Source organism: Saccharopolyspora galaxeae (genome assembly GCF_016526145.1).
In the GTDB taxonomy this organism is placed as follows: domain Bacteria; phylum Actinomycetota; class Actinomycetes; order Mycobacteriales; family Pseudonocardiaceae; genus Saccharopolyspora_C; species Saccharopolyspora_C galaxeae.
In genome coordinates this window covers 93038-119631 of sequence record NZ_JADDUE010000008.1, presented here as the reverse complement: position 1 = coordinate 119631, position 26594 = coordinate 93038, and the positions used below count along the sequence as shown (strand labels likewise).

Annotated in this window: 22 protein-coding genes; 12 read left to right on the top strand and 10 right to left on the bottom strand. The window is 69.3% G+C overall.

Features of this window, described 5'->3' with window-relative positions; translation table 11 throughout:
• Positions 1-310 precede the first annotated feature (310 nt).
• From INP57_RS19110 to INP57_RS19095, 4 genes are all read left to right on the top strand, one after another.
• Positions 311-2920 (top strand): NB-ARC domain-containing protein, encoded by a 2610-nt coding sequence (locus tag INP57_RS19110; RefSeq protein WP_200071641.1) that lies wholly within the window; start codon positions 311-313, stop codon positions 2918-2920.
• A 595-nt stretch (positions 2921-3515) separates the two neighbouring features.
• On the top strand, positions 3516-3785 hold the full coding sequence (locus INP57_RS19105; protein WP_200071640.1) for a hypothetical protein: 270 nt from the start codon (positions 3516-3518) through the stop codon (positions 3783-3785).
• A complete protein-coding gene (locus INP57_RS19100; protein ID WP_200071639.1) occupies positions 3778-4380 on the top strand; it encodes a DUF6879 family protein in 603 nt (200 codons plus the stop codon). Before INP57_RS19105 ends, INP57_RS19100 begins: the two co-directional genes overlap by 8 nt.
• Positions 4381-4417: 37 nt before the next feature.
• The gene (locus INP57_RS19095) at positions 4418-6796 is read left to right on the top strand and encodes an ATP-binding protein (protein WP_200071638.1); all 2379 of its coding nucleotides are present in this window, start codon (positions 4418-4420) and stop codon (positions 6794-6796) included.
• Here INP57_RS19095 and INP57_RS19090 read toward each other — a convergent pair.
• The 3 genes from INP57_RS19090 to INP57_RS19080 form a co-directional block, all read right to left on the bottom strand.
• Positions 6778-7611 (bottom strand): methionyl-tRNA formyltransferase, encoded by an 834-nt coding sequence (locus INP57_RS19090; RefSeq protein ID WP_200071637.1) that lies wholly within the window; start codon positions 7609-7611, stop codon positions 6778-6780. The two genes, INP57_RS19095 and INP57_RS19090, sit on opposite strands and share 19 nt — an antisense overlap.
• Positions 7612-7685: 74 nt before the next feature.
• A complete protein-coding gene (locus tag INP57_RS19085; protein ID WP_200071636.1) occupies positions 7686-7868 on the bottom strand; it encodes a hypothetical protein in 183 nt (60 codons plus the stop codon).
• Between the two features lie 281 nt (positions 7869-8149).
• A complete protein-coding gene (locus INP57_RS19080) occupies positions 8150-9751 on the bottom strand; it encodes a GMC family oxidoreductase (protein WP_200071635.1) in 1602 nt (533 codons plus the stop codon).
• A 266-nt stretch (positions 9752-10017) separates the two neighbouring features.
• Here INP57_RS19080 and INP57_RS19075 point away from each other — a divergent pair, with 266 nt between their 5' ends.
• Positions 10018-10851: a glycoside hydrolase family protein gene (locus tag INP57_RS19075; protein ID WP_200071634.1), complete on the top strand. Its 834-nt coding sequence runs from the start codon at positions 10018-10020 to the stop codon at positions 10849-10851.
• A gap of 14 nt (positions 10852-10865) precedes the next feature.
• Here the strand turns inward: INP57_RS19075 and INP57_RS19070 are convergent, their stop codons facing one another.
• The 5 genes from INP57_RS19070 to INP57_RS19050 form a co-directional block, all read right to left on the bottom strand.
• Positions 10866-12746 carry a S9 family peptidase gene (locus INP57_RS19070; protein WP_200071633.1) on the bottom strand — a complete coding sequence of 627 codons (1881 nt, stop codon included), beginning with the start codon at positions 12744-12746 and terminating at the stop codon, positions 10866-10868.
• 176 nt (positions 12747-12922) lie between these two features.
• Positions 12923-14332, bottom strand: a complete 1410-nt coding sequence (locus INP57_RS19065) for an Nramp family divalent metal transporter (RefSeq protein ID WP_200071632.1) — start codon at positions 14330-14332, stop codon at positions 12923-12925.
• Positions 14333-14406: 74 nt separating this feature from the next.
• On the bottom strand, positions 14407-15951 hold the full coding sequence (locus INP57_RS19060; protein WP_200071631.1) for a UxaA family hydrolase: 1545 nt from the start codon (positions 15949-15951) through the stop codon (positions 14407-14409).
• A gap of 429 nt (positions 15952-16380) precedes the next feature.
• Positions 16381-16668: a hypothetical protein gene (locus INP57_RS19055; protein WP_200071630.1), complete on the bottom strand. Its 288-nt coding sequence runs from the start codon at positions 16666-16668 to the stop codon at positions 16381-16383.
• A 128-nt stretch (positions 16669-16796) separates the two neighbouring features.
• Positions 16797-17681: a DUF4231 domain-containing protein gene (locus INP57_RS19050; protein ID WP_200071629.1), complete on the bottom strand. Its 885-nt coding sequence runs from the start codon at positions 17679-17681 to the stop codon at positions 16797-16799.
• Between INP57_RS19050 and INP57_RS19045 the strand changes: the two genes are divergently transcribed.
• A complete protein-coding gene (locus tag INP57_RS19045; protein ID WP_200071628.1) occupies positions 17671-19413 on the top strand; it encodes a hypothetical protein in 1743 nt (580 codons plus the stop codon). The genes INP57_RS19050 and INP57_RS19045 overlap by 11 nt on opposite strands.
• A gap of 46 nt (positions 19414-19459) precedes the next feature.
• On the opposite strand, the gene INP57_RS19040 is transcribed toward INP57_RS19045, so the two are convergent.
• Entirely contained in the window at positions 19460-20398 is a 939-nt protein-coding gene (locus INP57_RS19040) for a sugar phosphate isomerase/epimerase family protein (protein WP_200071627.1), read from the bottom strand.
• 114 nt (positions 20399-20512) lie between these two features.
• Between INP57_RS19040 and INP57_RS19035 the strand changes: the two genes are divergently transcribed.
• The 5 genes from INP57_RS19035 to INP57_RS19015 all read left to right on the top strand — a co-directional run bounded on the left by INP57_RS19035 (position 20513) and on the right by INP57_RS19015 (position 25529).
• Entirely contained in the window at positions 20513-21262 is a 750-nt protein-coding gene (locus INP57_RS19035; RefSeq protein ID WP_200071626.1) for a GntR family transcriptional regulator, read from the top strand.
• Positions 21263-21533: 271 nt separating this feature from the next.
• Positions 21534-22499, top strand: a complete 966-nt coding sequence (locus INP57_RS19030) for a tripartite tricarboxylate transporter substrate binding protein (protein WP_200071625.1) — start codon at positions 21534-21536, stop codon at positions 22497-22499.
• Complete coding sequence (locus tag INP57_RS19025) at positions 22496-23035, top strand: tripartite tricarboxylate transporter TctB family protein (protein ID WP_200071624.1); 540 nt, start codon at positions 22496-22498, stop codon at positions 23033-23035. The genes INP57_RS19030 and INP57_RS19025 overlap by 4 nt, the downstream gene beginning before the upstream one ends.
• Positions 23032-24546, top strand: coding sequence for a tripartite tricarboxylate transporter permease (locus INP57_RS19020; protein ID WP_200071623.1), 1515 nt, complete (start codon positions 23032-23034; stop codon positions 24544-24546). Before INP57_RS19025 ends, INP57_RS19020 begins: the two co-directional genes overlap by 4 nt.
• Positions 24543-25529 (top strand): 4-hydroxythreonine-4-phosphate dehydrogenase PdxA, encoded by a 987-nt coding sequence (locus INP57_RS19015; RefSeq protein WP_200071622.1) that lies wholly within the window; start codon positions 24543-24545, stop codon positions 25527-25529. The genes INP57_RS19020 and INP57_RS19015 overlap by 4 nt, the downstream gene beginning before the upstream one ends.
• Positions 25530-25536: 7 nt before the next feature.
• Here the strand turns inward: INP57_RS19015 and INP57_RS19010 are convergent, their stop codons facing one another.
• Positions 25537-26193, bottom strand: coding sequence for a TetR/AcrR family transcriptional regulator (locus INP57_RS19010; RefSeq protein WP_200071621.1), 657 nt, complete (start codon positions 26191-26193; stop codon positions 25537-25539).
• A 104-nt stretch (positions 26194-26297) separates the two neighbouring features.
• Here INP57_RS19010 and INP57_RS29680 point away from each other — a divergent pair, with 104 nt between their 5' ends.
• Complete coding sequence (locus INP57_RS29680; RefSeq protein WP_233627885.1) at positions 26298-26594, top strand: alpha/beta fold hydrolase; 297 nt, start codon at positions 26298-26300, stop codon at positions 26592-26594.

Here is a 26594-nt window from a genome sequence, read left to right as displayed (position 1 = left end):
GCGCCTCCCGGAGCGCACAGCACCGGGCCGAGTCAGGGGTGCGAGCTCGGTCCGCCTCGGGCGAACCGCAACGGCGTGCCCGTTGCGTGCTCGCTGATGGAACCGTCGCCCGGGTGCTTTCGGGCGGAATTCGCGCGCTGCCGGAGCTTCTCGTTCCGCAGCGGTAGCCCATGTCCGCCCGTTCTGCCTGCATCGGGCATCGTCCCCGCGATGTCCGGGCGGCGCTTCGGTTCTTCGGCGTTGTGCGGCCGGAACTCGAACTAGTCGGACGTGTGGACCGGTCCGGTCCGCGGAGAGGAACTGTAGATCCTTGTCGGAAAGGTCGGAAGGCGACGACGCCGCAGCGGAAGTGGCGTCGACGTCGAACCAGGTCGGCGACCACGTCGGTCTGGCGATGCAAGTCGGCGGCAGTATTTCCGGTGGTCTCACGATCAACACGGGCGGATCGTCGTCGGTTCGCCCGAGCACCGGAGACTCGTTGCCGATTCCCGCGCATTCCGCGGTGCCTCGCCCGGAGCTGCTCGACGAACTGATCGAGGCATTGCGCGGTGCCGCCGGAACCGAGCTGCCGACCGGCGTCACCGGGGACAGCGGGTTCGGCAAGACCACGCTGGCCACAATGGCGTGCCGCGACGCGCGGGTGGCCGAGTCGTTCCCCGACGGCGTGCTGTGGACGACGATCGGGTACGACGCCGCCGGGCCGGACCTGGCGACCAAGCTCAACGAGCTGTCCGAGCGGTTGTCCGGAAGCCGCCCGTCGTTCACCGGCCCGGACAAGGCCGGTGAACATCTCGGCAACCTCGTGGCGGACAAGCGCTGCCTGCTGGTGATCGACGACGTGTGGCGGCGTTCGCAGCTGGAACCGTTCGCGGCCGCGGGCACGAACTGCCGCAAGCTGGTCACCACCAGGTTCCCGGAGTTGCTGGCGCAGGGCGCCGCGCCGGTGACTGCCGGGGCGATGCAGCCGGACCAAGCTCAGGCCGTGTTGTGCGCGGGGTGGTCGACGCACCATCCGGATCAGGTGGATCCGCTGCTGGCCCGCACGCACGGGTGGCCGTTGATGCTGGCGCTGGCCAATCGTGCCGTGCACAAGTACGTCAACGGCGGGCGTTCGCTTTCCGATGCGGCGCGAAAAGTGGCCGATCGGCTCTCCCGCGGTGCGCAGGAGGTGGACCGCACGGCCGTGACGCAGCGCTGCGACACGGCCTCGGCCATGATCGAGCTGAACCTGTCCCTGCTCGGCGAGCAGCACCGGCAGCGGTGCTTCGACCTCGCGATCTTCCCCGGGGACGCGTTCATCCCGCCCGAGACGTTGCGGACGTACTGGGGTCGTGTCGCGGGCATGACCGCGGACGCGGTCGAGGATCTGCTCGCGCGGCTCGACGAGCTGGCCTTGGTGCAGCGGTGCTGGGTCGGCGACGCACCCGCCGTTCAGGTGCACGATGTCGTCGGTGACTACCTGCGCAAGCGGGTCGGCGCCGAGCTGCCCGAATACCACCGGGCCTTCCTGGGTTCGTTCCAGCCGAAATCGGCGGGGAAATCGGGATCGGGAGCCGCGGCGGTGTCGCCGGAATCCGATCCGTACCTGCGCGCGCAGGGCCATTTCCACCGCCGTGCGGCGGATCGGTCCCAGCCCGGAGTGCAGATCCCGGCGAGCTCCGCGCTGGCCCGGGAATCCGCGGGGCGCAAGGCGTCGCGCGGCCGCCGGGTGCGCCGGACGGTGTTGGTGGGCGTTCCGGCTGCCGTGGTGCTGTCCGCGGGAGTCGCGTTCGCCGCGCAGCTGGACGTCGGCCGCGACGGGCCACCGGCCGAACCGCCGCCGGTGCGACAGATGCCGCCTGCGCAGATTCCCGGGCCGCCACCGGCCACGACGCCCAACCCGGCACCCACGCCGGAACCTCCAGCCGCCGCGGAGCCGCCACCGCAGGCACCGCCCGCATCGTCGGCCGAGTGCGACCGCCCCGACTGCGATCTCCCGGCCCGTTCGACGGCTCAGGCCGGGGACGGCAGCCTCGTCACGCTTGGGAGCGGCCCGGGCACGGTGCACCGATACGTGCAATCTTCCGCTGCAACGGCACCGGAACCGGACGGCGATCTCGGTGTGAGCGCTATGGCCGAAACCCGTCCGGTGCTCGTGCCGGACCGCAACGGAAGGCTGGTCGGGTTCGTGACCGACACGGCCGGGAGGCTGCTGTACAACCCGAACGTCGAGCCGGGCGTTCCGTCGCAGGCAGACGACTGGAAAGAGATCGCGACCGGCATGTCCGGCACGCCGGCGGCGGCCCAGGACCGCAGCGGGAACCTCGTGGTGATCACCAGGGACTCCGGCGGGAGCGTCTGGCGACTGGCGCAGAACGAGGGCTGGAAACGCAAGATGCTGGACGGAACGCTGACCGACGAGGACCCGAAGGTCCACCGGGACGATTCGGGCTTCTTGCGCGTGTTCGTGCTGGACAGGAGCCACTACATGCGCACATGGGCGCAGGAGGTCTCCGGCGACTTCAAGTTCCGGGAGCCTCCTCTCGGCAACGCCCAGCTGCACAGTCCACCGGCGGTGATGATGATCGACGACCGGCTGGTGCTGTTCGCGCTGGACGGCAATCGCGCCTTGCGGCAGCTGCCCGAGAGCCGGGACCTCGGCCCCAACCAGTGGCCGCAGGAGTGGTATCCCGTTCCCGAACTCCCAGACGCCTACACCGGCCTGCCGATCGTGGCGTCCGACGAGTCCGGAGCCGTGAACATCTTCGTCCGCCACCAAGATGATCCGAGCCGGGTGTCCTACGCCCACCTCGGAGGCATCCCGGACGAACTCGGCACGCGGATGCAACCGATGCTCTCCGCAACGCTCCAAGGCGGCGCGTTGGTCGTGCAAGGATGGCGCCCGAACGGGGCAGCCGTGGTCAGCGAGCCCCCTGGCTGAGCACCTGGGGTGCGGTCGCGGCACCATGACCGGTCCCAGCGCGGACGAACCTCCTGCGCGCTGACGGTCGCCGCGACCCCGGCGGCGGAAACCCGGGCCGTGAGCGGAAATTCGCTCACGGCCCGGATCGTCCATAGTGGAACAGAAGCCGCGTTCACCGGACGACCGGATCCGGTGGCCCGCCGGCCGGCGCACAGTGCACCCGTGGAATCGTCTCAGCGCGTTCGCGGCGGTGGCGGAGGTTGCAAAGTAGGCGGTCTTCCCGTCCAAGTAGATGAGTTGCGGGCCTGCATCGTGCCGAACGCACTGGAGATCAGCGCCTGGACTTCCTCGCTGACCGGGTACTCGGTAGCGGTGGCCGCCCAGGAAATCACCTGCGGTTGACCCGAACAGCGGCGACCGATCGACGTGGTGGGTTCACCGAACCGGGCCGGACATCGACTCCGAACGTTGGAACATTGATCGGGTCGCGCCGCCGACCATGATCAACATGGTACTGTACGCGCCGGTAACGGCACGAACAGTATCGATCGAGCTGTGGACGGCCGGTATTCCGCTCTCCACGCGGCCGTTGGCGGTATCGGAGGTGGGGGAGATGGCCCGGAGCTGGGAGGCGGATCCTTCGTCGCCGCTCGCGCGGCGGCTGGGCAAATCCGCCAGGGAACTGGGAACCAGCGGCGACGACGACGGTTGCCCGGACGTCTGGGAACTGGCCAACGGCGATGTCGCCGTGATCGGCCGCGATCTCACCGGCGAGTACGCAGGCCGGTTGCCGGACGGGGCGATGGTGGCCGCCGACGAGCGGCTCGTGGTCGTGCCGCGCGCGACCTTGCTGGCCGCCAAGGAGGACATCCCCGATGCGTGAGCTGCTGCAAGCGGCGCGCGGTGCGCGGTTGCCGCTGAAGGACTACCAGGCGGACTTCCAGCAGCACTTCTGGCGGATCGGCGCGGCCGGGTTCTGGAAGCTGGAACGGCAGCAGACCTTCGCCGAACCCCGCAGCCCGAGCTGGCAGGCGTTCGCCCGCGGTGCGTGGGACGAGGCGATGCACCGCCTCGAAGACCAGCGCCCGGAAATCGCGGACTACTACCGCAGAATCGCCGAGGCCGGTTTCCGCACCAAGCGCGTCCGGGTGCTCGCCGAACCGCTCACGCCGTACCTGCGCTGGGAGCTGCAACTGCTGCGGTTGCGCAGCGAGTACGGCGCCGGAATGCGCGTGGTGCGCGAGGACCAGGTCGAGCGGTTCGAGGAATCCGGCCCGTTGCCGGAAGTTTGCACGCTCGGCGACGAAGTCATGTACGAGGTCCGCTACGACACCGATGGCGCGCTCGCGGGCGGAATCCGCTACCGCGACCCCGAACTGATCGCGCGCTGCCGCGGCTTCATCAGGGACCTCTACGACCGCGGGGAGGAGTTGGCCGCGTTCGCCGACCGCTCCGGGCTCGTACCGGGCGTGCGGTGACGTGACGGTTGTGCCGCGACGGGGGTGACCCGAGCAGATGGAGCAGGCGCACGGCCGGACGTCCCGGAACCGCTCGGAGATCTCCGGAGATGCTGCCGATGTCGTGCAGGCTGGACGCGTGTACGGCGACGTCCACTTCCACGGCGGCGACCGCGCGCCGGTCGACACGCCGCAGCAACTTCCCGGGAACGTGCGGAGTTTCGTCAACCGCGTCGCGGAGACGGGCGATCTCGACGCGGTCCTCGAGGACGCCGATCCTCCCGGGGTGGTCGTGATCACCGGCACCGCCGGGGTCGGCAAGACTTCGCTGGCGGTGCACTGGGCGCACCGGGTCCGGCACCGCTTCCCGCAGGGCCAGCTGTACGTGAACCTGCGCGGCTACGACCCGGGCGAGCCGGTGACCGCCGGGGAAGTGCTGGACCGCTTCCTGCGCGCGCTCGGCGTACCGGCCGGGTCGATCCCGGCCGAGCCGGAGGATCGCGCCGCGCTCTACCGCTCCCGGCTGGCCGACCAGCGGATGCTGGTGCTGCTGGACAACGCGGGCTCGGTCGGACAGGTGCGGCCGCTGCTGCCCGGGACCTCGGATTGCCTGGTGATCGTGACCAGCCGCAGTCGGCTGTCCGGGCTGGTGGTGCGCAACGGTGCGCGGCGGGTCGACTTGGGCGTGCTCACCGCGGACGAGTCCGCCGAGCTGCTGCGCGAGCTCACCGCGAGCTACCGCGCGGCCGATGACCAGGCCGAACTGCTGGAGTTGGCGCGGCTGTGCGCCCGGTTGCCGCTGGCGTTGCGCATCGCCGCGGAACGCGCCGCCAGCAGACCGCTGATGAGCCTGGCGGACCTGATCTCCGACCTGCGCGACGAATCCTCGCTCTGGGACGCGCTCACCGCCGAGGACGACGAGGAATCCGACGCCGTGCGCACCGTCTTCGCCTGGTCCTACCGGGCGTTGCCGCAGGACGCGGCGCGGCTGTTCCGGCGGCTTGGGCTGCATCCCGGCCCGGAGTTCGGCACCGACGCCGCGGCCGCGCTGCTGGACGGCTCCACCGCGCAAGCCAAGCGGTTGCTGGACGTGCTGGTCGGCGCGCACTTGATCGACCAGCGTGCGCCGGGTCGTTACCAGCTCCACGACCTGCTGCGCGCCTACGCGGCCGACCAGGCGTTGCACGAGGAGTCCGAGCAGGACCGGTGGCTCGCCGTGCGGCGAGTGCTCGGCTGGTACGCGCGCTCGGCCGGTTCGGCGTTGGGCGTGATCTTCCCGCACGCCCGGCGCCCGGAGTTCGCGCCAGGGGACCGGATCGCATTCGACGACCGCACCCGTGCGCTGGAGTGGTACGAGGCGGAACGGGTGAACCTGGTCGCCGTGGTGCGGGCCGCGGCCGAGCACGGTGCGCACGAAACCTCCTGGCGACTGGCCGCGTTGCTGCGCAACGCGCACGCCAACCGCAACGAGTTCGACGACTGGTTCACCACCGCCCGGATCGGGCTGGCCTCGGCCGAGCAGATCGGTGACCGCTACGGCGCGGCGGAACTGCACGAGAGCCTCGGCAAAGCGCATCTGCAATGCCGCGGACTCGCCGACAGCGAGCGGCACCACCGGGCGGCGCTGGAGATCCGCCGGGAGATCGACGACCGGCCCGGCCTGCTCGCCTCGATCAATGCGCTGGGCCTGGTGGCGCTGCGCGCCCGGGAACTGACCGAGGCCCGTGCGCGTTTCGAACGCTGCGCAGACCTGGCCCGGCAAGCGGGCGACGTCGGCTGGCAGGCATTGGCCGCGTGCAACCTCGGGGAGGTCCGGTGCGAACTCGGCGACATCCCGGCCGCCGCGGCGCAGCTGAACACCGCCCTGCGCAGGTACCGGGAACGCGGCGACCGCGCCCGGGAAGGCAACGCGCTGTTCCTGCTCAGCCGGGCGCAGCGCGAATCGGGCGACGCACCGGCCGCGCACTCGGCGATCTCGGAAGCCCTCGCCCTCGCCGCGGAATTCGGCAACCGCATGTGGGAGGCGTACTGGCTGACCGAGCTGGCCCGGGTGCAGCGCGCGCTCGGAACACCCGGCGAGGCGCTGAGTTCCTACCAGCGCTCCTTGGTCCTGCAGCAACAGCTGGGCGACCGCAGCCGGGAAGCGATGGCGCTGCACGGCATCGGTGAGACCTACCGCGAACTCGGACGTTTCGGCGACGCCGCCGACTTCCACCGGCGCGCAGCAGCGATCCACCGGGAACTGGGCGACGACTGGCAGCTCGCTGCGGCCGCCGATGGTCTCGCAGCCGCCGCAGCAGCCGGTGGTGAGTCGGAGCGAGCGGTGGATTCCTGGCGGGAGGCCGCGGGCTGTCTGAGAGCTTTCGAGGACCCGGTCGCGATGGCGATGCGCGAGCGGGTCGCGCGCCGGATCCGCGATCACTCCGCGCAAGCGTAATCCGTTATCCACAATGGACCGTCCGCGCACTCGACCCGGACACCGTCGCCCGGAGTCGTGCTGGTGCGCAGGATCCGCACCTGCTTCCCGTTCAGCCGCGCGGTCGGGCTCCTTCGCATGAACCGGTTGGTGCGCACCTGGTTGTGGATGTCCGTGGCGCGGTTCGACCAGTCGACGACGGAGAAACCGGGCTCCAGGTATCCGGCCCGAGTGGCCGCCGACTCGTCCTGCGGTTCGCCCTGATCGCCTGCCGCGACCCGGCCCAACGCGGTGCCGAGCAGCTCCCGGACGACCGGTTCGATCCGTTCCCACAGCAGTTCTTGCGTCATCTCCTCGTCGAGGGGAATTCCGCTGCGTTGAGCCAGAATCGGCCCGGCGTCGAGCTGCTCCGTCATGCGGTGCACGGTCACGCCGATCGACGGATCGCCGTTGCGCAGCGCCCAGTGCACCGGCGCGGGACCGCGGTATCGCGGCAACGACGAGGGATGCACGTTGAGCGCGCCGTCCGGCAGGCTCCGCAACAGGTCTGCTGGAAGCGGCCAGTTGAACCCGTAGACCACCGCGAGATCCACCTGGTAGCCGCGCAGCGCGCCGGTCAATCCCGCGGCACTGCCGGGAACCAGGAAGTCGACGTCGCCGGGTATCGAGCCGAGCAGCTCACCGGCGGCCTTCCCGGTCCGCGCCCGCCCGGGCCGCTTCGCCGCGGTGTGCACGTAGGCGACGGGGGCGTAGCCGTGCTGTTCGCAGCATTCGTGCAGCGCGGCGAACTGTTCGGCACCGAACGAGAACAGCGCGGCACGCTTCGTGTCCGACATGCTGTTGATCATGGCACGGCGGCGGTGACCGGGAAATGACCGCCAGGTTCGCGAACGGTGCGGTGCGACCGCGCTCAGGGGCGCTTGCCGAGGCGCTTGGCGTGCTTGCAGTCGGGGCAGGTGACGCTGCCGTGGAAGGTCTTCGTCCGGTACGTGTGCTCCGGGAACGCCTTGCCGCACAGCGAGATCGCCCGGCTGTCCCAGATCGAGACGTTCGCGCGGTGGGTGATGCCGTCGTGCATGACCTCGGCTTGCATGAGCTTACCTCCCAGTGTTGCTTCCTTCTTCCGAGCTAATCCCTCCCCGATGGGACGCATATGAAATCACCGGCGGTAACTGGGAGGCAATGAATTTTCCCGTGTTGCTCCGTTGTGCGGTCGTGTTGCTGCGACGAACGGTTGGTCGTGTTCGGGCAGTCGAGGTTCTGCCCGTAGCCGTGCGGATTTCGGACTGCTCTATCCGAGTGTGATGACGCGGTGGACGCCGCCGACCGGGGAACGGCACCAGCCCTCGCCGGCGGTCCCGCAGTCAGCCTTGGTCAGGCGTCTTCGAGGATGTAATCGGCCGCGTGCCAAGCCAACGCCGTGACCGGCCCGTTGAGGTTGCCGGAAACCATGATCGGCAACACCGAGGCGTCCACTACGCGCAGCCCGGCCACACCGCGCACGCGCAGCCGCGAGTCGACCACGTCGTCGTCGTTCGGCCCCATCGCGGCGGTCCCGCTCGCGTGGTAACCGCAAGCGCCGCCGAGCAACCCGGCGTCGATGATCTCCTGATCGGTCTGCACGTCGTCCCCGGGCGAGATCTCGTGCTCGATCCGCTGCGCGAGCGGCGCGGTGCCGAACAGCCCGCGAATCACGCGGAAGGCGGCCGCGGAGGTCGTTCGGTCGTGCTCGGTGCTGAAGTACCCCGGATCGATATCCAGCGGCGCGTCCGGATCCGCCGAGGTGATGCGGACGCCGCCCGCGCTGTCCGGCCGCAGCAGGTAGGCGATGCACACCATCCCCGGCTCCTGCTCGAGCTGAATGCCCTTGCCGGGTTCGGGCGGCAGCATCGAGTACGGCGCGACTTGCAGCTGCGCGTCGGGGCGGGCGAGCTCGGGGCGGGTCTTGAAGAATCCGACGATGTCGAACGACGGCGCGGCCATCGGCCCGCCTCCGGTCGCCTGGTACTCGGTCATTGCCCGCTGCTGGGCCTCCGGCGTGTTCAGCAGCCGGTTGTACCCGATGTCCTCGGCGAGCCGGAACTGCGCGTAGAGCACGCGGTGCTCGCGCATCCGGGCGCCGACGTTCGGGCTCTCCGCGGCGATGCCGACCCCGGCGGCGCGCAGCGTCTCGCGATCACCGATCCCGGAGAGCTGAAGGATTTTCGGCGTGGCGAGCGCCCCGGAGGACAGGATCACCTCGCGGATGGCGCCGTATTCGACGGCCCGCCCGTCCTGCCTGGCTCGCACGCCGCACGCCCGGTCACCGTCGAGCACGACCCGATCGACGTCGGTGCGCAGCGCGACGGTCAGGTTCGGCCGGTTCATGACCGGGTGCAGGAACGCGGTCGCCGCACTGCACCTGCGGCCGTCGCGGATCGTGGCCATCGTGTAGCCGATGCGTTCCTCGTCGGTCTCGTTGAGGTCCCGCGCCCGCTGCCAGCCGAGTCGGGTACCGGCGGTGAGCACGTCCTCGAGCAGCGGGTCACCGCCTTCGGCGGTCGAGAGCTGCAGTGGGCCGCCCGCGCCGCGCGCTTCGGTGGCGCCGAGCGGGTTGTCCTCGATCGTGTTGAAGACCGGCAGCATCTCGTCCCAGCCCCACCCCGGGTTGCCGAGCTCGGCGATCGCATCGTGGTCGGCGCGGTTGCCGCGGTTGTAGACCATGCCGTTGACCGAGCTGGACCCGCCGAGCGTCTTGCCGCGCACCCAGTGCTCGACCTGCCGGGCCGGTCCGAACGGGCGAGTCGGGTAGTGCCACGCGGTGCTGGGATCGCCGATGAGCTCGGCGAATCCGCGCGGCATGGCGATGAGCGGGTTCGCGTCCTGCTCGCCCGCCTCGATCAGCAGCACGCTGACATCGGGATCGGCGGAGAGGCGGTTGGCGAGCACGCAACCAGCTGTTCCGGCGCCGACGATGATGTAGTCGAACCGCGTCATGGAGGTGCTCCTTCCCGATGGTGGTGCTCGGCTTCCAGTCCGGCGTGCGCCGAACTCGGGCGAAACCGCTGCGCGGGTGAATCCGGGGCGCGGCGCGAAATCCGGGAAAATTCGTGCCGGGACCTGGCGCGTGCGCGTTCCTATGATGCTCTCGAACTTTCCTGGTCGTGCACACCTCGAAGAGGACTCATGCGGAAATCAGCTCGCTTGCTCGCCGGTACCCGCACGTCGTTCGGCCTCGGCGTGGCCTGCCATCGGGGGATTTGATGGTCGCCGGGACATCGCTGCGGACCGCGCTGGCGGCGGTGGTGGCAGTGCTGCTCGCGCCCTCGGCCGCAGCAGCCGGGCCGGGAACCGTCGAAGATCCCGGCAAGAAAGGTGTCAGCGCGACCGATGTGTCCGGTGTGGACGAAGCGCTCGGCGACGCCGGTACGAGCTGGTTCTACGACTGGTCCGCCGATGAGCAGGGCATCGCAGCACCGGAGGGCACGGAATTCGTCCCGACGATCTGGGGCGCCGATGCGGTCAACCGGCAAGAGCTGGACGAGGCGAAGAATTCGGGCTCGACGCTGCTGAGCTTCAACGAACCGGACATGGTGGAGCAGGCGAACATGTCCGTCGAGCAGGCACTCGATTTGTGGCCGCAGCTGCAGGAAACCGGGATGCGGCTGGGCGCACCCGCGGTGGCCACCGGTGCCGATCAGGAAGGCGGCTGGCTCGACCGGTTCATGCAGGGCGCGGCCGAACGCGGCTACCGGGTCGATTTCATCCCGCTGCACTGGTACGGCGCGGATTTCTCACCCGCGGCGACCGAGCAGCTGCGCAGCTACGTCCAAGCCGTTCAGGACCGCTACCGGAAACCGGTTTGGCTCACCGAATACGCGCTGATCGATTTCTCCGGCGCGACGCCGCGCTACCCGAGCCAGCAGCAGCAAACCGAGTTCGTCCGGAACTCCACCGCGATGCTCGAAGAACTGCCGTTCGTCGAGCGCTACGCCTGGTTCACGCTCTCCACCGAAACCAGCCCCACCGGCCTCTACGACGGCGCACACCCCAACCCGACCGGCAACGTCTACCGCGAGGCCGGGAACACGGGCTAGTCCCGGCCGGGCGGCTACGCCCGTCCTCCCAGGTGTCGCGCGAGGAAGCGCTCCGCGGCGCGGAACATGGCGATCAGGTTCTCCGGGTTGACGAAGCTGTGGCCTTCGTCGGGGAAGACGAGGTAGTCCACATCGGCCTCGCGGGCGCGCAGCGCGTCGACGATCAGGTCCGATTCGGCTTGCACGACCCGGACGTCGTTGGCGCCCTGCACCACCATCAGCGGGGTGCGGATCTCGGGTATCCGGGTGATCGGGGAGCGGGCGAGCATGTCCGCTTCCTGCTGCGGGTCGCCGGGATCGCCGACGTAGCGGAACCAGTTGGCGATCAGGCCCGGTTTGGCGAATTCCGGCACCGTCCGCATGAAGTTGGCCAGGTTCGAGATGCCGACGTAGTCGATGGCCGCGGCGAACCGGTCCGGGGTGAAGGTGATGCCGACCAGGGAGGCGTAGCCGCCGTAGGAACCGCCGAAGATCGCGACGCGGTCCGGATCGGCGTACCCCCGCTCGACGGCCCAGTCGACGCCGTCGATCAGGTCGTCGTGCATCGCGCCCGCGAATTCCCCGATCGCGGCCCGCATGTGGGCCTTGCCGAAGCCGGTCGAGCCGCGGAAGTTCACCTGAAGCACGGCATAGCCGCGATTGGCCAGCAACTGCACGGCTTTGTCGCACCCCCACGAGTCCCGCGTCCACGGTCCACCGTGGACCATCAGGACCATCGGCAGTCCGGAGGGCTCGATCCCGACCGGCAACGTCAGATAAGACGGCAGCGCCAGCCCGTCGCGCGCGGTGATCGTGACCGGGTGCATCGCGGCCAGCGAATCCGGGTCGAGGTGCGGGTAGGGGCGGAACAGCAGCCGGCATTCACCGGTGGCGTGGTCGTAGAACCAGGTCACACCGGGATCGCGGTCGCGGGTGAAGGAAACGATCCAGCGCAGGCCGTTCTCGTCCGAGGAGACCTCCGCGAGATCGCCATCGGAGAGCGGTTCGAGGTTCTTGAGCACCTCGGCGAAATCTGGATCGAAGGCGTGGATCACCTGGCGCTCGCCGAGATAGCGCGCGCCCAGCAGCTCGCCGGTGCCCCGTTGCCGGATCAGCGGCGATGGCAGGGCCGCGAAGACGTGCGCGCGGGTGTCGAGGTCGAAGCTCGGGTGGCTGTCGACCTCGGTCTCGGCACCGGTGGTCAGGTCGAGCCGGACCAGGCGGGTCCGGTCGGTTCCCCGATTGGATCCGATCCATGCCGCGGTTCCGTCCGGAGTGATCTCGAACGGCCAGACGCCCACCGGGTAGTCGTCGCCGTCGAAGGTCGTGATCCGGTGCGGTTGAGCGGTTTCACCGTCCCAGCGGGACAACTCGATGTCGCCGTCGGCGGTGTAGCGCAGTGCGAACAACTCGCGGCCCGCGGTGAGCCAGGACGCGACGTCGCCGGGATTCCGCGCCAGCAGCGTGAGCTCGCCGGTGGCGATGTCGAGTTCGTGCAGGTCGAATTCGGCGGCTTTGCGGGCGTTCAGGTGCAGGACGGCTTTCCCGGGACGCGTGGCGGGCTGTTCCAGCGCCAGGGTTCGCACGCCGGGAAACGGGGTCATGTCGACGGCCGGGGCGTCCGGGTCGTGCAGATCCACCCGGTGCACGTGCCAGTTCTCGTCGCCGCCCTCGTCCTGGGTGTAGAGCAGCCAGCGCGGTTCGTTCGTCCACTGGTAGCTGAGCACGCTGCGGGAATCATCAGCGGTGACGCAGCGGGGTTGAGCACCGGAGTCGAGGTCTTGGACCCACACGTTGAGCCGGTCCCGCCACGGCGCCAAGTAGGCGATCCTCGTTCCGTCCGGCGAAATCGATGCGCCGGCACGTTCCGGTTGGCCGAAGAAGTCCTCGACCGGCCGCAGATCCGGCAGTGCCATGTCGTTCCTCTCGTTCGGTGACGCGCGGTGAGCCGTGCTCCACGAAAAGCCGTGCCGCTGCGGCACACTCAAGTGCGCGCAGCGTGATCTGCGGCACCTTTCGCGGTTTTGCACGGCCGTTGGCGTCTCCGGCCGGGAGGAGGGGACCGTGGAGCGAGCGGTTCGGACCGGGGTGCTCAGCCGAACTCGACGCCGACGGTGGTCAGCAGCGTGTAGACGCCGAGCAGTCCGATCGCCGCGCTGCTGATCACCAGGGCCGCGTTGAACGCGCGGCTTCCGCGCAGCCGCGGGTCGGTTTCGGTGTTGCGCAGGTACCACACCGCGACCACGACACCGACCAGGAACAGCGCTCCGGAGATCCCGCCGACCTGGACCATGACCACCGGTTCGGACAGCAGCAGGTAGGCCGCGCTCCAGGTGATCGGCAGGGCGACGGTGAAGATCCGCAGCCACCTCGTCCGGGCCCGCTGGTCGGTCCAGTCCAGCACGCCGAGCAGGGCCAGCGTGTTGGTCCACACTCGAGCCCAGGAGGGCAGCGAGGCCCACAGCGTCGAGCCGAGCACCGCGATCGCGCCGATCAGGAACAGCACGCCTGCCCAGTTTCCAAGGGTGTCGGTGTACATCCTGGACAGCGTGGTGAGCATCCCGTTGCCCTCGGGAACGAGTCCCTGCGGGTGCAGCACGGCCGCGCCCATGACGAAGAAGGCCAGCGTCGCCAGCGTGTAGACGACCCACGACAGCAGCGCGTCCCGGTACATCACCCGGATCCAGCCGTCGGCCCGCTTCGTGCGGGCATCGCTGCCGTCGGCCGGACCGGTCCAGCGCGCGTAGCCCTTCTCCAGGCACCAGTACTGGTAGGCGATGATCTCGTCGGACCCGATGCCGGTGATGCCGAACGCGGCGATCGCGACGCCCACCACCCCGGGCGGAATGCCGAATGAGAGTCCACTGAGGACATCCGAGGTCCCGTAGGCGAACGGCGTGAACGGCAACCCGGCGGCGATCACCACGGTGATCACGACGAAGATCGCGACCAGCGCGGCCGCACCCCGTTCGATCAGGGAGTAGTGGTTGGAGTAGAGCAGGACGATGGTCGCGGCGGCCAGCGCCACCGTCCACACTGCAAGCGAAGTCGTCCCCAGTGGATCGCCGCCCACCGGCGCCAGGATGCTGCACGCCGTTGCGGTCGCGCCGATGACGCCGCCCAGCTGGATCAGCTTGGCCACCGCCATGATCAGCCACAGCACGGTGATCCACCCGATCCGCCCGATCCGGGGCGCGACCTTGTTGCACCCGGTCATCACCGGCTGGCCGGTGGAGATCGTCCAGCGGGCGAGCTCGATCTGCACGGCGACCTTGACGAACGTGCTCACGATGATCAGCCACAGGATCGCGAATCCGGCCTCGGCGCCCAGCGCCGTGGTCGCGATCAGCTCGCCGGAGCCGACCACCGAGGCGCTCACGATCAACCCTGGACCGAAGAAGCGCAGGCTCGCCCGCCAGGTCCGGGGCGGTTCCCGGATCTCGTCGGCGGTCAGCGCGTAAGGATCTCGTTGCGTGTCAGGCGATTCCGCGTAGGTGGACATCACGAGCCTCCAGGCAGGGGAGAGGCGCCCGAGCCGGCGAGTGGCCTATTCCGCCGCTCAGCGGGATTCCGGTTTCACATGACGGTGCCGAGGTGCCACGGGACGAATTCCTCCTCGCCGTAGTCGAATTCCTCGCTCTTGGTGCGTTCGCCGGAGGCGACCCGCACCACGTGCTCGAAGATCTCGTCCCCGAGTTCGTCGATGGTGGTCGCGCCGTCGACGACGCCTCCGCAGTTGACGTCCATGTCTTCGCGCATGTGCTCGTACAGCGGGGTGTTCGTGGCGAGTTTGAGGCTCGGCACCGGGGTGCAGCCGAAGGCCGACCCGCGGCCGGTGGTGAAGCAGACGACGTTCGCGCCGCCCGCGACGATCCCGGTCACCGACACCGGGTCGTAGCCGGGCGTGTCCATGAAGACGAAACCGCGGCTGCTGACCGGAGCGGCGTAATCCACGACGTCCCGCAGCGTGGTGGTCCCGCCCTTCGCCACGGCACCGAGCGACTTCTCGAGGATCGTGGTGAGACCGCCCGCCTTGTTCCCGGGGGACGGGTTGTTGTCCATCGAGCCGCCGTTCTTCGCGGTGTAGTCCTGCCACCAAGCGATCTTGTCGAGCAGCTTCTCGCCGACCGCGCGGCTTTCGGCGCGACGGACCAGCATGTGCTCGGTGCCGTAGATTTCCGGTGTCTCACCGACGATTCCGGTGCCGCCCTGCGCGACGAGCCGGTCTACTGCCGCACCGAGCCCGGGATTGGCGGTAATACCGGAGTACGAGTCCGATCCGCCGCAGTTGGTGCCCAGCACCAGCTCGCTCACCGGCACGGTGCTGCGCCCCGCCTTGTTCGCCTCCGGCAGCATTTCGGTGAGCCGCGCGACGCCTTCGCGCACCGTTTTCGCGGTGCCGCCCAGTTCTTGGATCGTGGTGGTGACCACGGGCAGGTCCGCCCGCAGCGGCACGTCCCGGGTCAGCTGCACGATCTGGTTGTCCTCGCACCCGAGCCCCAGCACGAGGAATCCGGCGAAGTTGGGGTGGGTGAGGTAGCCGCGCATCACCCGCCGCAGCACCTCGATCCCTTCGCCGTCCGGCGCCATTCCGCATCCGGTGCCGTGGGTCAGCGCCACCACGCCGTCGACGTTGTCGAAGTCCTCGAGCGCTCCGGAGAACCGCACCTGCTGCGCGATCCGCTTGGCCGCGGTGGCCGAGCAGTTGACGCTGGTGAGCACGCCCAGGTAGTTGCGGGTGCCGACGCGCCCGTCCGAACGCACGTAGCCCTGGAAGGTGGTGCGTCGCGGCTCGGGGACCACGTCTTCCGCGCGCGCTTCGGCGGCGAACTCGTAATGCCGCTCGAACTCCCGGTATTCGAGGTTGTGCAGGTGGACGTGCTCGCCGTGCCGGATGTCGACCGCCGCGAAGCCGATCACCTGCCCGTAGCGGCGCACGGGCTCGCCAGCCGCGACCGAACGCACCGCGATCTTGTGCCCGCGCCGGACCTCCTCGCGGACGCTGATCAGCTGTCCACCTGCGCGGACTTCGAGTCCCTCGGCCAGATCGGACCCGGCGATCGCGACGTGGTCGGACTCGTGCAAGTGGACGACCGTCGGAGCTTCCGCTGTGGCAGCCATCGGCACTCCGTATTTCCGCGGTACAGGGGTATTTCCGGAGGTATAGAGCCTTTTCGGAGGTACAGGCCTTTTCGGAGGTACAGGGGTCTTCCGGATCGGATGGGTGTCCCGCGATGTCGCCCGCTGTTCGGGGCGTCCGGGCTGTTCGGAGGTTCCGGGGTGGGTGGCGCTTCCCGGGCCGGAGCGGTGTTCCGGGTCTGTGTAGGCTGTGTCACGACCGGGTCGATCCGGAAACGCTAAGGTGGCGGCGACCGGGTGTCAACGTGCCGAGCGGATTCTCCGCGCGGCCGAACGAGATCCGGGCTTCGCCTGCGCTTCTGCCCTGGCCGCGGAAGCGGTCACTTCCGGTCCACATCGGACACTGGAAGATCGCCGACGGGCGAGCATCCGACCGGTACGGCGCACCCGCCGCGTTACCGCTGTGGGCGGTTACCCGCCGCCGATTCCGTAGCGGATGAAGAACTCGTGCTCCACGTCCGGAGCGTTCAGGACGGAGCCGGGAACGGAATGGTCGGGCTGCTCGCCGCTGGTGTCGGCCAGCGGCACGTGTGGCGGCAACCCGGTCACGCGGACACGCTTGCCTGCGAGCTCGCAGTACTCGACCGGCGGGTCACCGGTCAGCTCGGCCACTTCGCGCTCGGCCTGCGCCGCGCAGACGGTGCAGGTCCCGTCCGCGTCGGCCGAAGCGCTGTCGCGGCCGCATTCCTGGCATCGCATGTTCTTACCGTAACCACTCCGTCGCGGCGCTGTCAGCGAAACCGCACGATATGGGCGTGCGGTAGGCATTCGTCCGCGCGCCCGATGCGACCGCCGGAGCGCGCTGCTGACTCGCCGCGCTGGAACGATCACCGCGCCCTGTTGGCGTGCCACATGGTGTGTTCGCGGCTGATCGCCGTTTCGGCGTCGACCACGGCGTCGGACCACTCCTGCTCGTCGAGGTCGTGCGAGAGCTGGTCGCGGACCGCCGCGAGTTCGTGCGAAGCCAGCACGTAAGCGGTCGCGGTCGAGTTGTGCTGGCGGGTGGAGTTCCACGCGGCCAGCGCCGAGACCAGTGCCGCCACGATTCCGGCGAGGTCGAAGTCGACGAGGCCGAAGGCCTTGGCCAGCGCGCCCGCGATACCCGCCACTTCCATGATCAACGTCAGGGTCCAGAAGATCCGCGCGCGCCGGTGGTGGTAAACGGCCTTGTCGGCGTACCAGTCCTGCTGGTCGCGCACCCGGCAGGTCAGGTACGCCTCCTTGCGCGCGGCCAGCGGGGCACTTCGCATCGCGCGCATCCGCTCGCTGATCGCCGGAGCCGTGCTCGGCTGCGGCGGAACCTCCGGCATGTTGCGTTGCAGGGCGCGGATGCGCTCGACGAACTCCTCGTCGGCTCGCTCGCCGTTGAACGGAGCGGCGGCCGCGACGTAGCGCCAGGTCAGGGTTTTCAGCGACTCCGCGAGAGCACGGCCTTCGTACCAGAGCTTGTCCGGCCGGTTCCCGGCCACGGCCAGCTCCACGGCCATCACGCCGATGAAGGCGAGTGCGGTCCCCACCGCGTACAGCTCGATCCCGCCGCCGACGGGAAGTTCGAACGCGGCGAAGACGGCAGCCGCGACGGTGAGCACCAGCCGGGCTCGAACGGCGCGCAGATAGCTGCGTTGCTGTGCCACCGAGACGGCATCCGCCGCCTGGAACAGCCCCGGGTAGTCCTGGGGTGCCAACGACTGCAACCGATCGGTGCTCGACATCCACGCTCCGCACATTGGGGATGATTCAGTCGATCTCGCGGCGGGCGCATTCGGAAAGCCGCCATTCGGGTGTAATCTGCAGCGCTGCGGATTTCGGCGGCGGTGTTCGCGCGCGAATATGCATAACGGCGGCTGGTGTGCGCCGAATTGTCGGGTTCATTGCGCCGACGTAATCGCGGTGATGGGCCCGGAGCCGCCTGCAACATCGTCGGTCGATACTCTTCGGCCTCCACCGGCGGTGTGCGACGGATCCATCGAGACGGCGACGACGAAATCCGACGATAGGACGGGAATGGCAGAACGGGACCCCTCCCAATCGCCTGCTGCGCTCGAGCGGTCTCTACAACGTGGCAGACGGCTGGACAGGTGGGGCTCGGTCGCAGTGCTGGCGGGCGCTGTGTGCCTGCTGGCAGATTTCCAGCACGACTCGATCTGGCTGGGCGCACTGGAGTTTGTGGTCGGCTTCGCCTTGGTCGGCGTCGGAGTGTGGGCGCTGGTGCGCGGTCGCCGGCACTTGACGCCGGTGGTGCCCGGCCTTCGGTTCTTGCCCGCGGACGCGCGGGTCGTGCTGTATCTCCGGTCGTTCTCCGATGATCGAGGCTTCGCGCGGATGGGGGGAACGCGGATTCGCGACGTGTTGCAGTGGCCGCCGACACTGGCCGATCTCCGCACGGAGGAGCAGCAGGTCGCCCGCGGGGTCGCGGCGTTCGGCCGGATGGTCGCGCTCGGCAAGCCCTCGGATCAGCTACCGCAACCCGGTGCCGAGCGCAGCTACGTCGCCGACGAGCAGTGGCAGGACGAAGTGCTCACCGGGCTCGACCGGGCCGGCCTGGTCCTGCTGGCCGCCGGTCCGGGGAAGGGCCTGGAATGGGAAGTCGATCAGGTGGTGCGGCGTGATCCGGCTCGGCTGGTGATCCTCGTCAGCCGGGACCGGTCGCAGTACGCGCAGTTCCGGGAATCAGTGCACCAGTACTTTCCGAAAGGATTGCCGGACTATCCGCAGCCGCGGGCGCGGCACCGCCTGTTCCGGGGCCGGTACGTCCGTGCCGCGATCTGGTTCGATCCGGACTGGACACCACACCTGGAAATGCTCGACGGCAAATACCCGCTCAGCGGTGCCGCCACCCGGACGCAGCACGCATTGCCACGCGCGTTGCGGCCGGTTTACGAACGGGCCGGTGTGCCGGTACCGCGCAAGAACAGGCCGACCAAGCCGCGGCCGAAGGAGGTGGTGCTGGGCGTTGTGCTGTTCGCTCTCCCGCTGCCCGCTCTCGTAGTGACGTTCTGCCTCCTTTTTTACAGCGCGGCCCTCGGGGTGGTGAAGTTCTTGGTCGGCCCCGGCGGCTCCAGCGGCGGAGGCGGCACCTACACCAGCAGTGGCCTGCTCGCGACCGGCAATCCCACCCTCGACTTCCTGATCATAACCCTGTTGGTCCTGCTGATCTGGCCGTTACCGGTGGCCTTGTGGATGCGCCGGGTTTTGCGCGGCGGGCCGGTGGCCATTCTGATGCTGCAAGTGGCCGGTATTTCGCAGGGAATCGCGCTGCTGGTGTCCGCGATACCGTTGGGAATTTTCTTTCTGATAGCCGGTGGTCTCGCGAGCTTGACGTTCGGTGTCGCGCCGCTCTGGCTCGGGATCAACACATTCGTGGTCAATCTCGCCGCCCCGCCCATCGCCACGCTCCTTTTCCTTCGCCGCGACGTTCGAGAATGGGCCGAATCGCGAACGTGACGGGCAACGAAAGGTTGCCGGTGTCGCACCGAGAGGAGCGCGACGTTCAGGCGGCGGCCAGCTTCACGGCCAATACCCGGCGCAGGTAATCCCGGTTGCGGGCGGAGACGCCGAGGCCGTCGCCGCCGTAGTGCTCGGTGCAGATCGGGCCGTCGAAACCGGCTTCCAGCGCGAGTTCCAGCGCTTTGCGGTAGTCGATGGCGCCGCTTTCGACCGGGGCCGGTGAGGTGGCGTAAGCCCCGGTCGCGGGGTCGTGGTCGCGGTAGTAGTTCTTGATCTGCCAGTAGTTGGTGTAGGGCAGGGTCGGCACCAGCAGCTCCTCCCAGTGCGGCATCGGACGGTGCAGCCGCACCAGGTTGCCGATGTCCGGGTTGAGCCCGACGTTCGCCAGGCCGATGTCGCGCACCAGCCGGACCGCGCTTTCCGGCGTGCCGAGGAAGGTGTCCTCGTACATCTCCAGCGACAGCGCCACACCCCGGCCCGCGGCGCGCTGACCTGCGGCGCGGAACCGCTGCACGGCCAGTTCCCAAGCGCGTTCGTCCGCCGGGTCGTCGCCAGCGCCCGGCTGGTGCCAGAACCAGACCGCGGCGCGCTGCGCATCGGTCAGCGGCCGGTGCAGCCCGGCGCAGACCACTCCGGCGCCCAGCTCGGCCGCGGCGTCGATGCTGCGCAGCAGGTAGTCGAAGTTGGCGGCCCCGGTGTCCGGGTCGAGCACGCTGCGCCGGGTCACCGACAGCGCGGAGACGGCCAGCCGGTTTTCCTGCAGCGTGCGGGCGAACTCCTGGCGGCGCTGCGGGCTCAGGTCGGCCGGGCGCAGCCAGCTGTCGGTGAGGTCGAGGTGCTCGAACCCCTCGGCGGCGACCTCGCGCAGCACTCGTCCCCACTGCTGCGCGGGCAGATCCTGCACGGAGCGGCCGTCGCGGGTGGTGCCCGGGAATTGCAGGAGCGCGGCGCCGATCGGCCAGTCCTGAGCGGTGTGCGGCATGGTCCTCCGGCCTCGTGCGGGGAAAGCGTCGATCCAGATCCAACACCATATAGGATCTATGTTGGGCCCGGTAGGCTCGGCGAGTGCAGCCGTTTCGCTAGGATTTCGGGTGCGATGACCAGTGATGACAACCGCGCGGCGGCCGTGCGCCCGCCCGCCCGCAAGCAGCCTGTGGTGGCGCGGCGCGCGCTGCGCGACGGCGTCTACGACGCGATCTTGGAGAAGCTGCTGGACGGCTCCACGCCGCCGGGCAGCTCGCTGGGCATCGACCCGCTGGCGCGTGAGCTGGAGGTCTCGCCGACTCCGGTGCGCGAAGCGCTGGTGCAGTTGGAGCACACCGGCCTGGTCTCGCGGGTGGCGCTGAAGGGCTATCGCGTCGCCGAGCCGATGACCGACGAGCAGCTGGCCGAGCTGTTCGACATGCGCAGCGTGCTGGAGACCGCCGCGGTCGAACGCGCCGCGGCCAACGCCGACGACCTCGTTCCGGAACTGCGGGTCGCGCACGCCCAGCACGTGCTGTGCGCGCACCGGGTGCGCAAGCTGCGCGGGCCGGGCGAGGAATCCGGTGCGGGGCCGGGCGATTTCGCGGATCTGCGCGAGTACTTCGCCGCGGACTGGGAGTTCCACCGCACGATCATCCGCGCTGCGGGCAACCGATTCCTGCTGCAGAGCGCGGACTCGCTGAGCGCGCACGTGCACCGGCTGCGCCAGACGGCCGACCGCGGCACGATCGACATCGATCAGGCCGTCGACGAGCACGCCGCGATCCTCGCCGCCTTCGAGTCCGGCGATCCGGAGCAGCCGAAGATCGCGATGCGCGAGCACCTGGCCGCGGTCGCCGGGCGGTCCCGCGCGGGCGGCTGAGCCGCAGACACCCAGCGCTGGTCAAGCGGCGGGTCCGCGCTTTCGTCGGCCGGGGCTCAACTCCGGTCGGCGCGCGCCGGCGCATGAGCGGAGGCCGGCGGGCTTCGGCAGCGGTCCGCCCGGGCCGCTTCGGCCGTTTCCCTTGCCGCGGCTCTTGCCAAGAACCGCACGTGCACCTTAGCTTGCTCGCACATATCCAATAGGATCTCGGATCTGCGGCTCCGCATCATGCCGTCGCTGCGAGGTCCGTGCGGGACAGAAGGCTCTGACGATGAGGTCATCCCTGCGCTTGGCACTGGCGTTGGCCGGCGCCGTTTCGCTCGTCTCGGGGTGCTCGACGCTGAACGCGCGCCCCGCCGTCCCCGACGATTGGACTCCGCGCGGGTCGGTCTCCGCAGTGGTCGCGTTCGCGCCCGGCGGCGGCAGCGACCGGTCGGCGCGCGTGCTCGCGCAGGGGCTCAACGAGCTCGACGCGGGTTTCAACGTCAACGTCGAGAACACCGACGGCGGTTCCGGCGCGGTCGGGTGGGCGACCTTCCTGGCCGAGGAGGGCAACGGCAACGCGCTGCTGGTCGCCGAGACCGCGCTGAACACCTTGCCGCTGGTCTACGACGTGCCGTTCACCTATCGCGACTTCACCCCGCTGGTGATGTTCGCCGAGGACTCGCGCATCGTCGTCGCCCGCAAGGACACCCCGTACAACAGTTGCTCCGAGCTGGTGGCCGCCGCCGGAAGCCGGTCCATCAAGACCGGTTCCAGCGGCAAAACGGGAGCGGATGCCTTGGTCGTGGCGGAGTTCGAGCGCAACGGCGGGAAGTTCCCCGTGGTGCCCTACGGCTCCACCGGTGAAGTGATCACCGGGTTGCTCGGCGGGCAGATCGAGGCCGCTCCGGCCAGTGCTTCCTCGGCGAAGCCGTACTTGGAAAGCGGTGACCTCAAGGCGCTGTGCACGCTGAGCGGCGAGCGTTACGACGACCCCGTGCTCGGCTCGCTGCCCACTGCGCGGGAGCAGGGCCTCGACGCGCAAGTGACGATGTGGCGCGGGATTTTCGCTCCGGGCGGGATCGACGAGGTGCAGCGGGAGTACTGGATCGACGCGATCCACCGGGCGATGCGGTCGCAGGCTTATCGCGACTACCTGGCCGAGGACCTGCTCATTCCGGCGGATCTCGCGGGCGCGGACTTCGCCCGCTACCTCGACGAGTACGACCGGCGGATGCGCGAGGTGTTCCGATGAGCGACGTGCAGGACGTGCAGGCCCGGGGACGTCGTCCGGTGCTCGCCGCGCACCTCGTGCTCGCGGCGGTCGGTGCCGCGTTCTTCCTGGGATCGTTCGCCTATCCCTGGACCAATCCGGAGGACGGCACGATCGGCGCGGCGGTTTTGCCCCGCACGGCAGGGTTTCTGCTGCTGATCGTGGGAATCGGCCTGTGCAGGCAGGAGTTGCGGTCGGGTTCGGTGCTGGAAGGTGACGGCCATGTCGCGGCGGAAGCAGCGCACGATTCCGCGCAGCTGCGCGAAATTCGCCGCAAGCTGGTGTTGGTCACGGCCGGGATGTTCGTCGCAGCACTGCTGATTCCATTCCTCGGAATGCTGCCCGCGTTGGCATTGCTGACGTTGTGCCTGACCAAGTTCGTCGAGCGGTTGCGCTGGCGGACCTCGGTGGCGGCTGCGGTGGGCGTGCTCGCGGTCTCCTACGTGCTGTTCATCGTGGTGCTGCGGGTGCCGTTGCCGTTCGGCCTGCTGGATCCGGCCGTGTGGAGGGCGTCGTGATCGAGCACATCATCACCGGCTTCGGTGCGGCGCTGAGCGCGGAGAACTTGCTGTGGTGCTTCGTCGGCGTGCTGCTGGGCACGATCGTCGGCATCCTGCCTGGGCTGGGCTCGGCGACCGGGGTGGCGATCCTGATCCCGGTCACGCTGACCTTCGACCCGCTGACCGCGCTGATCATGCTCGCCGGGATCTACCACGGTTCGCAGTTCGGCGCGACGATCACCGCGATCCTGATCGCCACGCCGGGGGAGGCGTCCTCGGTGGTGTCCACTCTGGACGGCTATCGGATGGCGCGGCTGGGACGGGCCGGTCCGGCGCTGGCGATCTCCGCGCTCGGTGCGTTCGTGTCCGCGATGGTGTCGCTGGTGGCGCTCGCGGCCGTGGCGCCGGTGTTCGCCCGGCTGGCGCTGGACTTCGGGCCGCCGGAGATGCTGGCGGTGATGATCCTCGGGTTGTGCACCATCGTGGTGTTCTCGGGAAGAAACCTGTTGCTGGGCACCGGATTGGGCCTGGTCGGCGTGCTGATCGCCTGCGTCGGCGTCGATGTCGGCTCCGGCACGCCCCGCTACACCTTCGGGCAGGTGCAGCTTTTCGGCGGGGTGCCCTACGTGGAGGTGATGATCGGCCTGTTCGCCATCGGTGAGCTGCTCAACCAGCTGCACATCGGCATGGCCGAGCCGATCCGCACCCGCTTCCGCGACCTGCTGCTGACCCGCGAGGACTTGCGCCGCGCCACTCCGGCCACGGCGCGCGGCACGGTGGTGGGCTTCCTGCTCGGCTGCCTGCCCGGAGCCGGTACGACGCTGGCCTCGTTCATGGCGTACGGCGCGGAGAAGCGATTTTCCCGCAATCGCAAGAAACTCGGCACCGGCGCCATCGAAGGGGTGGTCGCTCCCGACGCCGCGACGAACGCCGCCTCCAACGCGAACTTCGTGCCGACGCTGGTTCTCGGCGTCCCTGGCGGTGCCACGACCGCGGTGTTGCTGGGTGCTTTCCTGATCTACGGCATCCAGCCGGGCCCGTTGTTGTTCGAGAACCAGCCGGTGCTGATCTGGGGCTTGCTGGCCTCGTTCTTCATCGGCAACCTGATCCTGCTGCTGTTGAACCTGCCGCTGGCGCCGGTGTTCGCGCAGCTGCTGCGGGTGCCGTACTCGATCCTGTATCCGCTGATCATCGTCACCAGCCTGGTCGGCGCGTACTCGGTGAAGAACAACATGCTCAGCGTGTGGATCGTGCTCGTGTTCGGCCTGGTCGGCTACGCCATGAAACGGCTGGGGATGCCGGTGGCGCCGCTGGTGCTCGGGCTGGTCATCGGGCCGCTGTTCGAGAAGGCGCTGGTGCAGACCTCAGCGCTCGGTGAAGGGGACGTGCTCTCGCAGATCGCGGGCAGCGGCACCGCGCTGCTGGTGCTCGCCGTGGCCGCCGCGCTCGCACTCGGACCGGCGTTGATGCGGGCGTTGCGCGGGCGCGCGCCCGCGAGCGCCGAACAACAGGAGGAGAAACAACCATGACCGCTGCCAGGCCGCGCGTCGCGGTGACCCTCGGAGATCCGGCCGGGATCGGTCCCGAGCTGATCGCCCGCCTGCTCGCCGATCCGGAAACCACCGCGGCCGCGGACATCGTGCTGATCTCCGACGAGGACGAGCTGAAGGTGGCAGGTGCGGATTCCGGCGCGCCCATCGCCTTCGCCACCGAGCCGGCCGACGGCTTGCCGCTGCTGCACGACAACGGCTCCGCCCGGCCGGTGCCGAGGTTCCGGCGCCGCGAGTCCACTGCGGAGGGTGGTCGCTGGTCGCTGGCGAACCTGCGCAGCGCTCTGGACATGGCCTGTCGCGGCGAGGTCGACGCGATCCTCTTCGCCCCGCTGAACAAGACTTCGCTGCACCTGGCGGGAATGACCGAGAACGACGAGCTGCGCTGGTTCGAGAAGGTGCTCGGCGTCGAGGGGTTCACCTCGGAGCTGAACGTGCTACCCGGGCTGTGGACCGCGCGGGTCACTTCGCACGTGTCGATCGGACAGGTCGCCGAAGGAGTCACTCGTGAAAACGTGGTGTCCGCGGGGAGGTTGCTGCACGAGGTCCTGCTTGAGTCCAGTGTGGACCATCCGCGGATCGGGGTGTGCGCGCTGAACCCGCACGCGGGTGAAGGCGGCAAGTTCGGCCGCCACGAGATCGAGATTATCGGACCAGCGGTCGAAGACCTGGCGGGGGAGGGGATCGACGTCCGCGGCCCCTTCCCATCGGACACGATATTCTTGCGTGCCAAGGAATTCGACGGAATCCTGACGATGTACCACGATCAGGGCCAGATCGCGATGAAGCTGCTCGGCTTCGACGGCGGGGTGACCATCGCTGGCGGCCTGCCGGTGCCGATCTGCACTCCGGCGCACGGCACGGCGTTCGACGTGGTCGGCGAAGGCGTGGCCAACACCGGATCGGTGCGCAACGCCTTCGACCTCGCGGTGCGGATCGGCGGCCGCAGGCGCGTCGGCTGACTCCGGACTACTTCCGCCTGCGTGCGGAGATGGTCGCGGCGGCATCGCCCATCGCGCCGAACAGCTCCGTGGCGTCCTCGACCAGCTGCTCGCGGCCGACTTCGAGCGCTCCGTCGGTCCAGGCCAGCAGGAGTTCGCTGAAGCCGCCGACGAGTATCGAGCCGGTGAGCATCCCGACCTGCTCGCTCGCGGGCGCGTTGCGTCTGGCGCTGTCGGCCTGCACGTAACCGGCGATGCTGAACCCCGTCTCCAAGCGGCGGCGGTTGAGCTTTTCGTTGCCCAGCGCCTCCACGTACAGCACCCGCGCGCGCCGGTGGTCCTCGTCGACGAAGCGCACCGTCGTTTCCACCACCGCCCGCAGAGCCGCCCGCGGATCTTCGCCCACCGCCCGCACAGCAGTGGTGACTTCGGCGTGCAGCTCGGCGACGAGCTGGTCGTACAGGGCCACCACGAGGTCGTCGAGGTCGTCGAAGCTTTCGTAGAAATAGCGCGGATTCAGCCGCGCGGACTGGCAGATCGCGCGCACCGACGTGGCCGACCAGCCTTCGGTGCCCAGCAGTTCCAGGGCTGCCGCCAGCAGCAGCGAGCGCCGTTCGGCGACCCGGTCGGCGGCGGGGACGCCCGCCCAGCGGGTCGGTTTCGGATGATCGTCGGAGGTTGGCAACGCCCGTAACCTTAACCTAGAGTCTGGAAACGGGCGTTACCAGAATGGCCGTGCGGCTCGCGCCCCGCACGGCCGCCCATTTCCCGCCTGCCGAGGGAGCCGCGATGCCGGAGCGCACAGTCGCTTGCCAGGGTGTTGATCTGCACGTCGTGGAGGAGGGCAGCGGGCCGCCGGTGATCTTCGCGCACGGTTTCCCGGAACTCGCCCACTCCTGGCGCCACCAGCTGCCCGCGGTCGCCGCGGCCGGGTATCGGGCGGTGGCGCCCGATCAGCGCGGCTACGGCAAGACCTCGCGGCCGCACCGGATCGAGGACTACGACATCACGCACCTGGTCGGCGATCTCATCGTGCTGCTCGACGACCTCGGCGAGCAGAAGGCGATTTTCGTGGGCCACGACTGA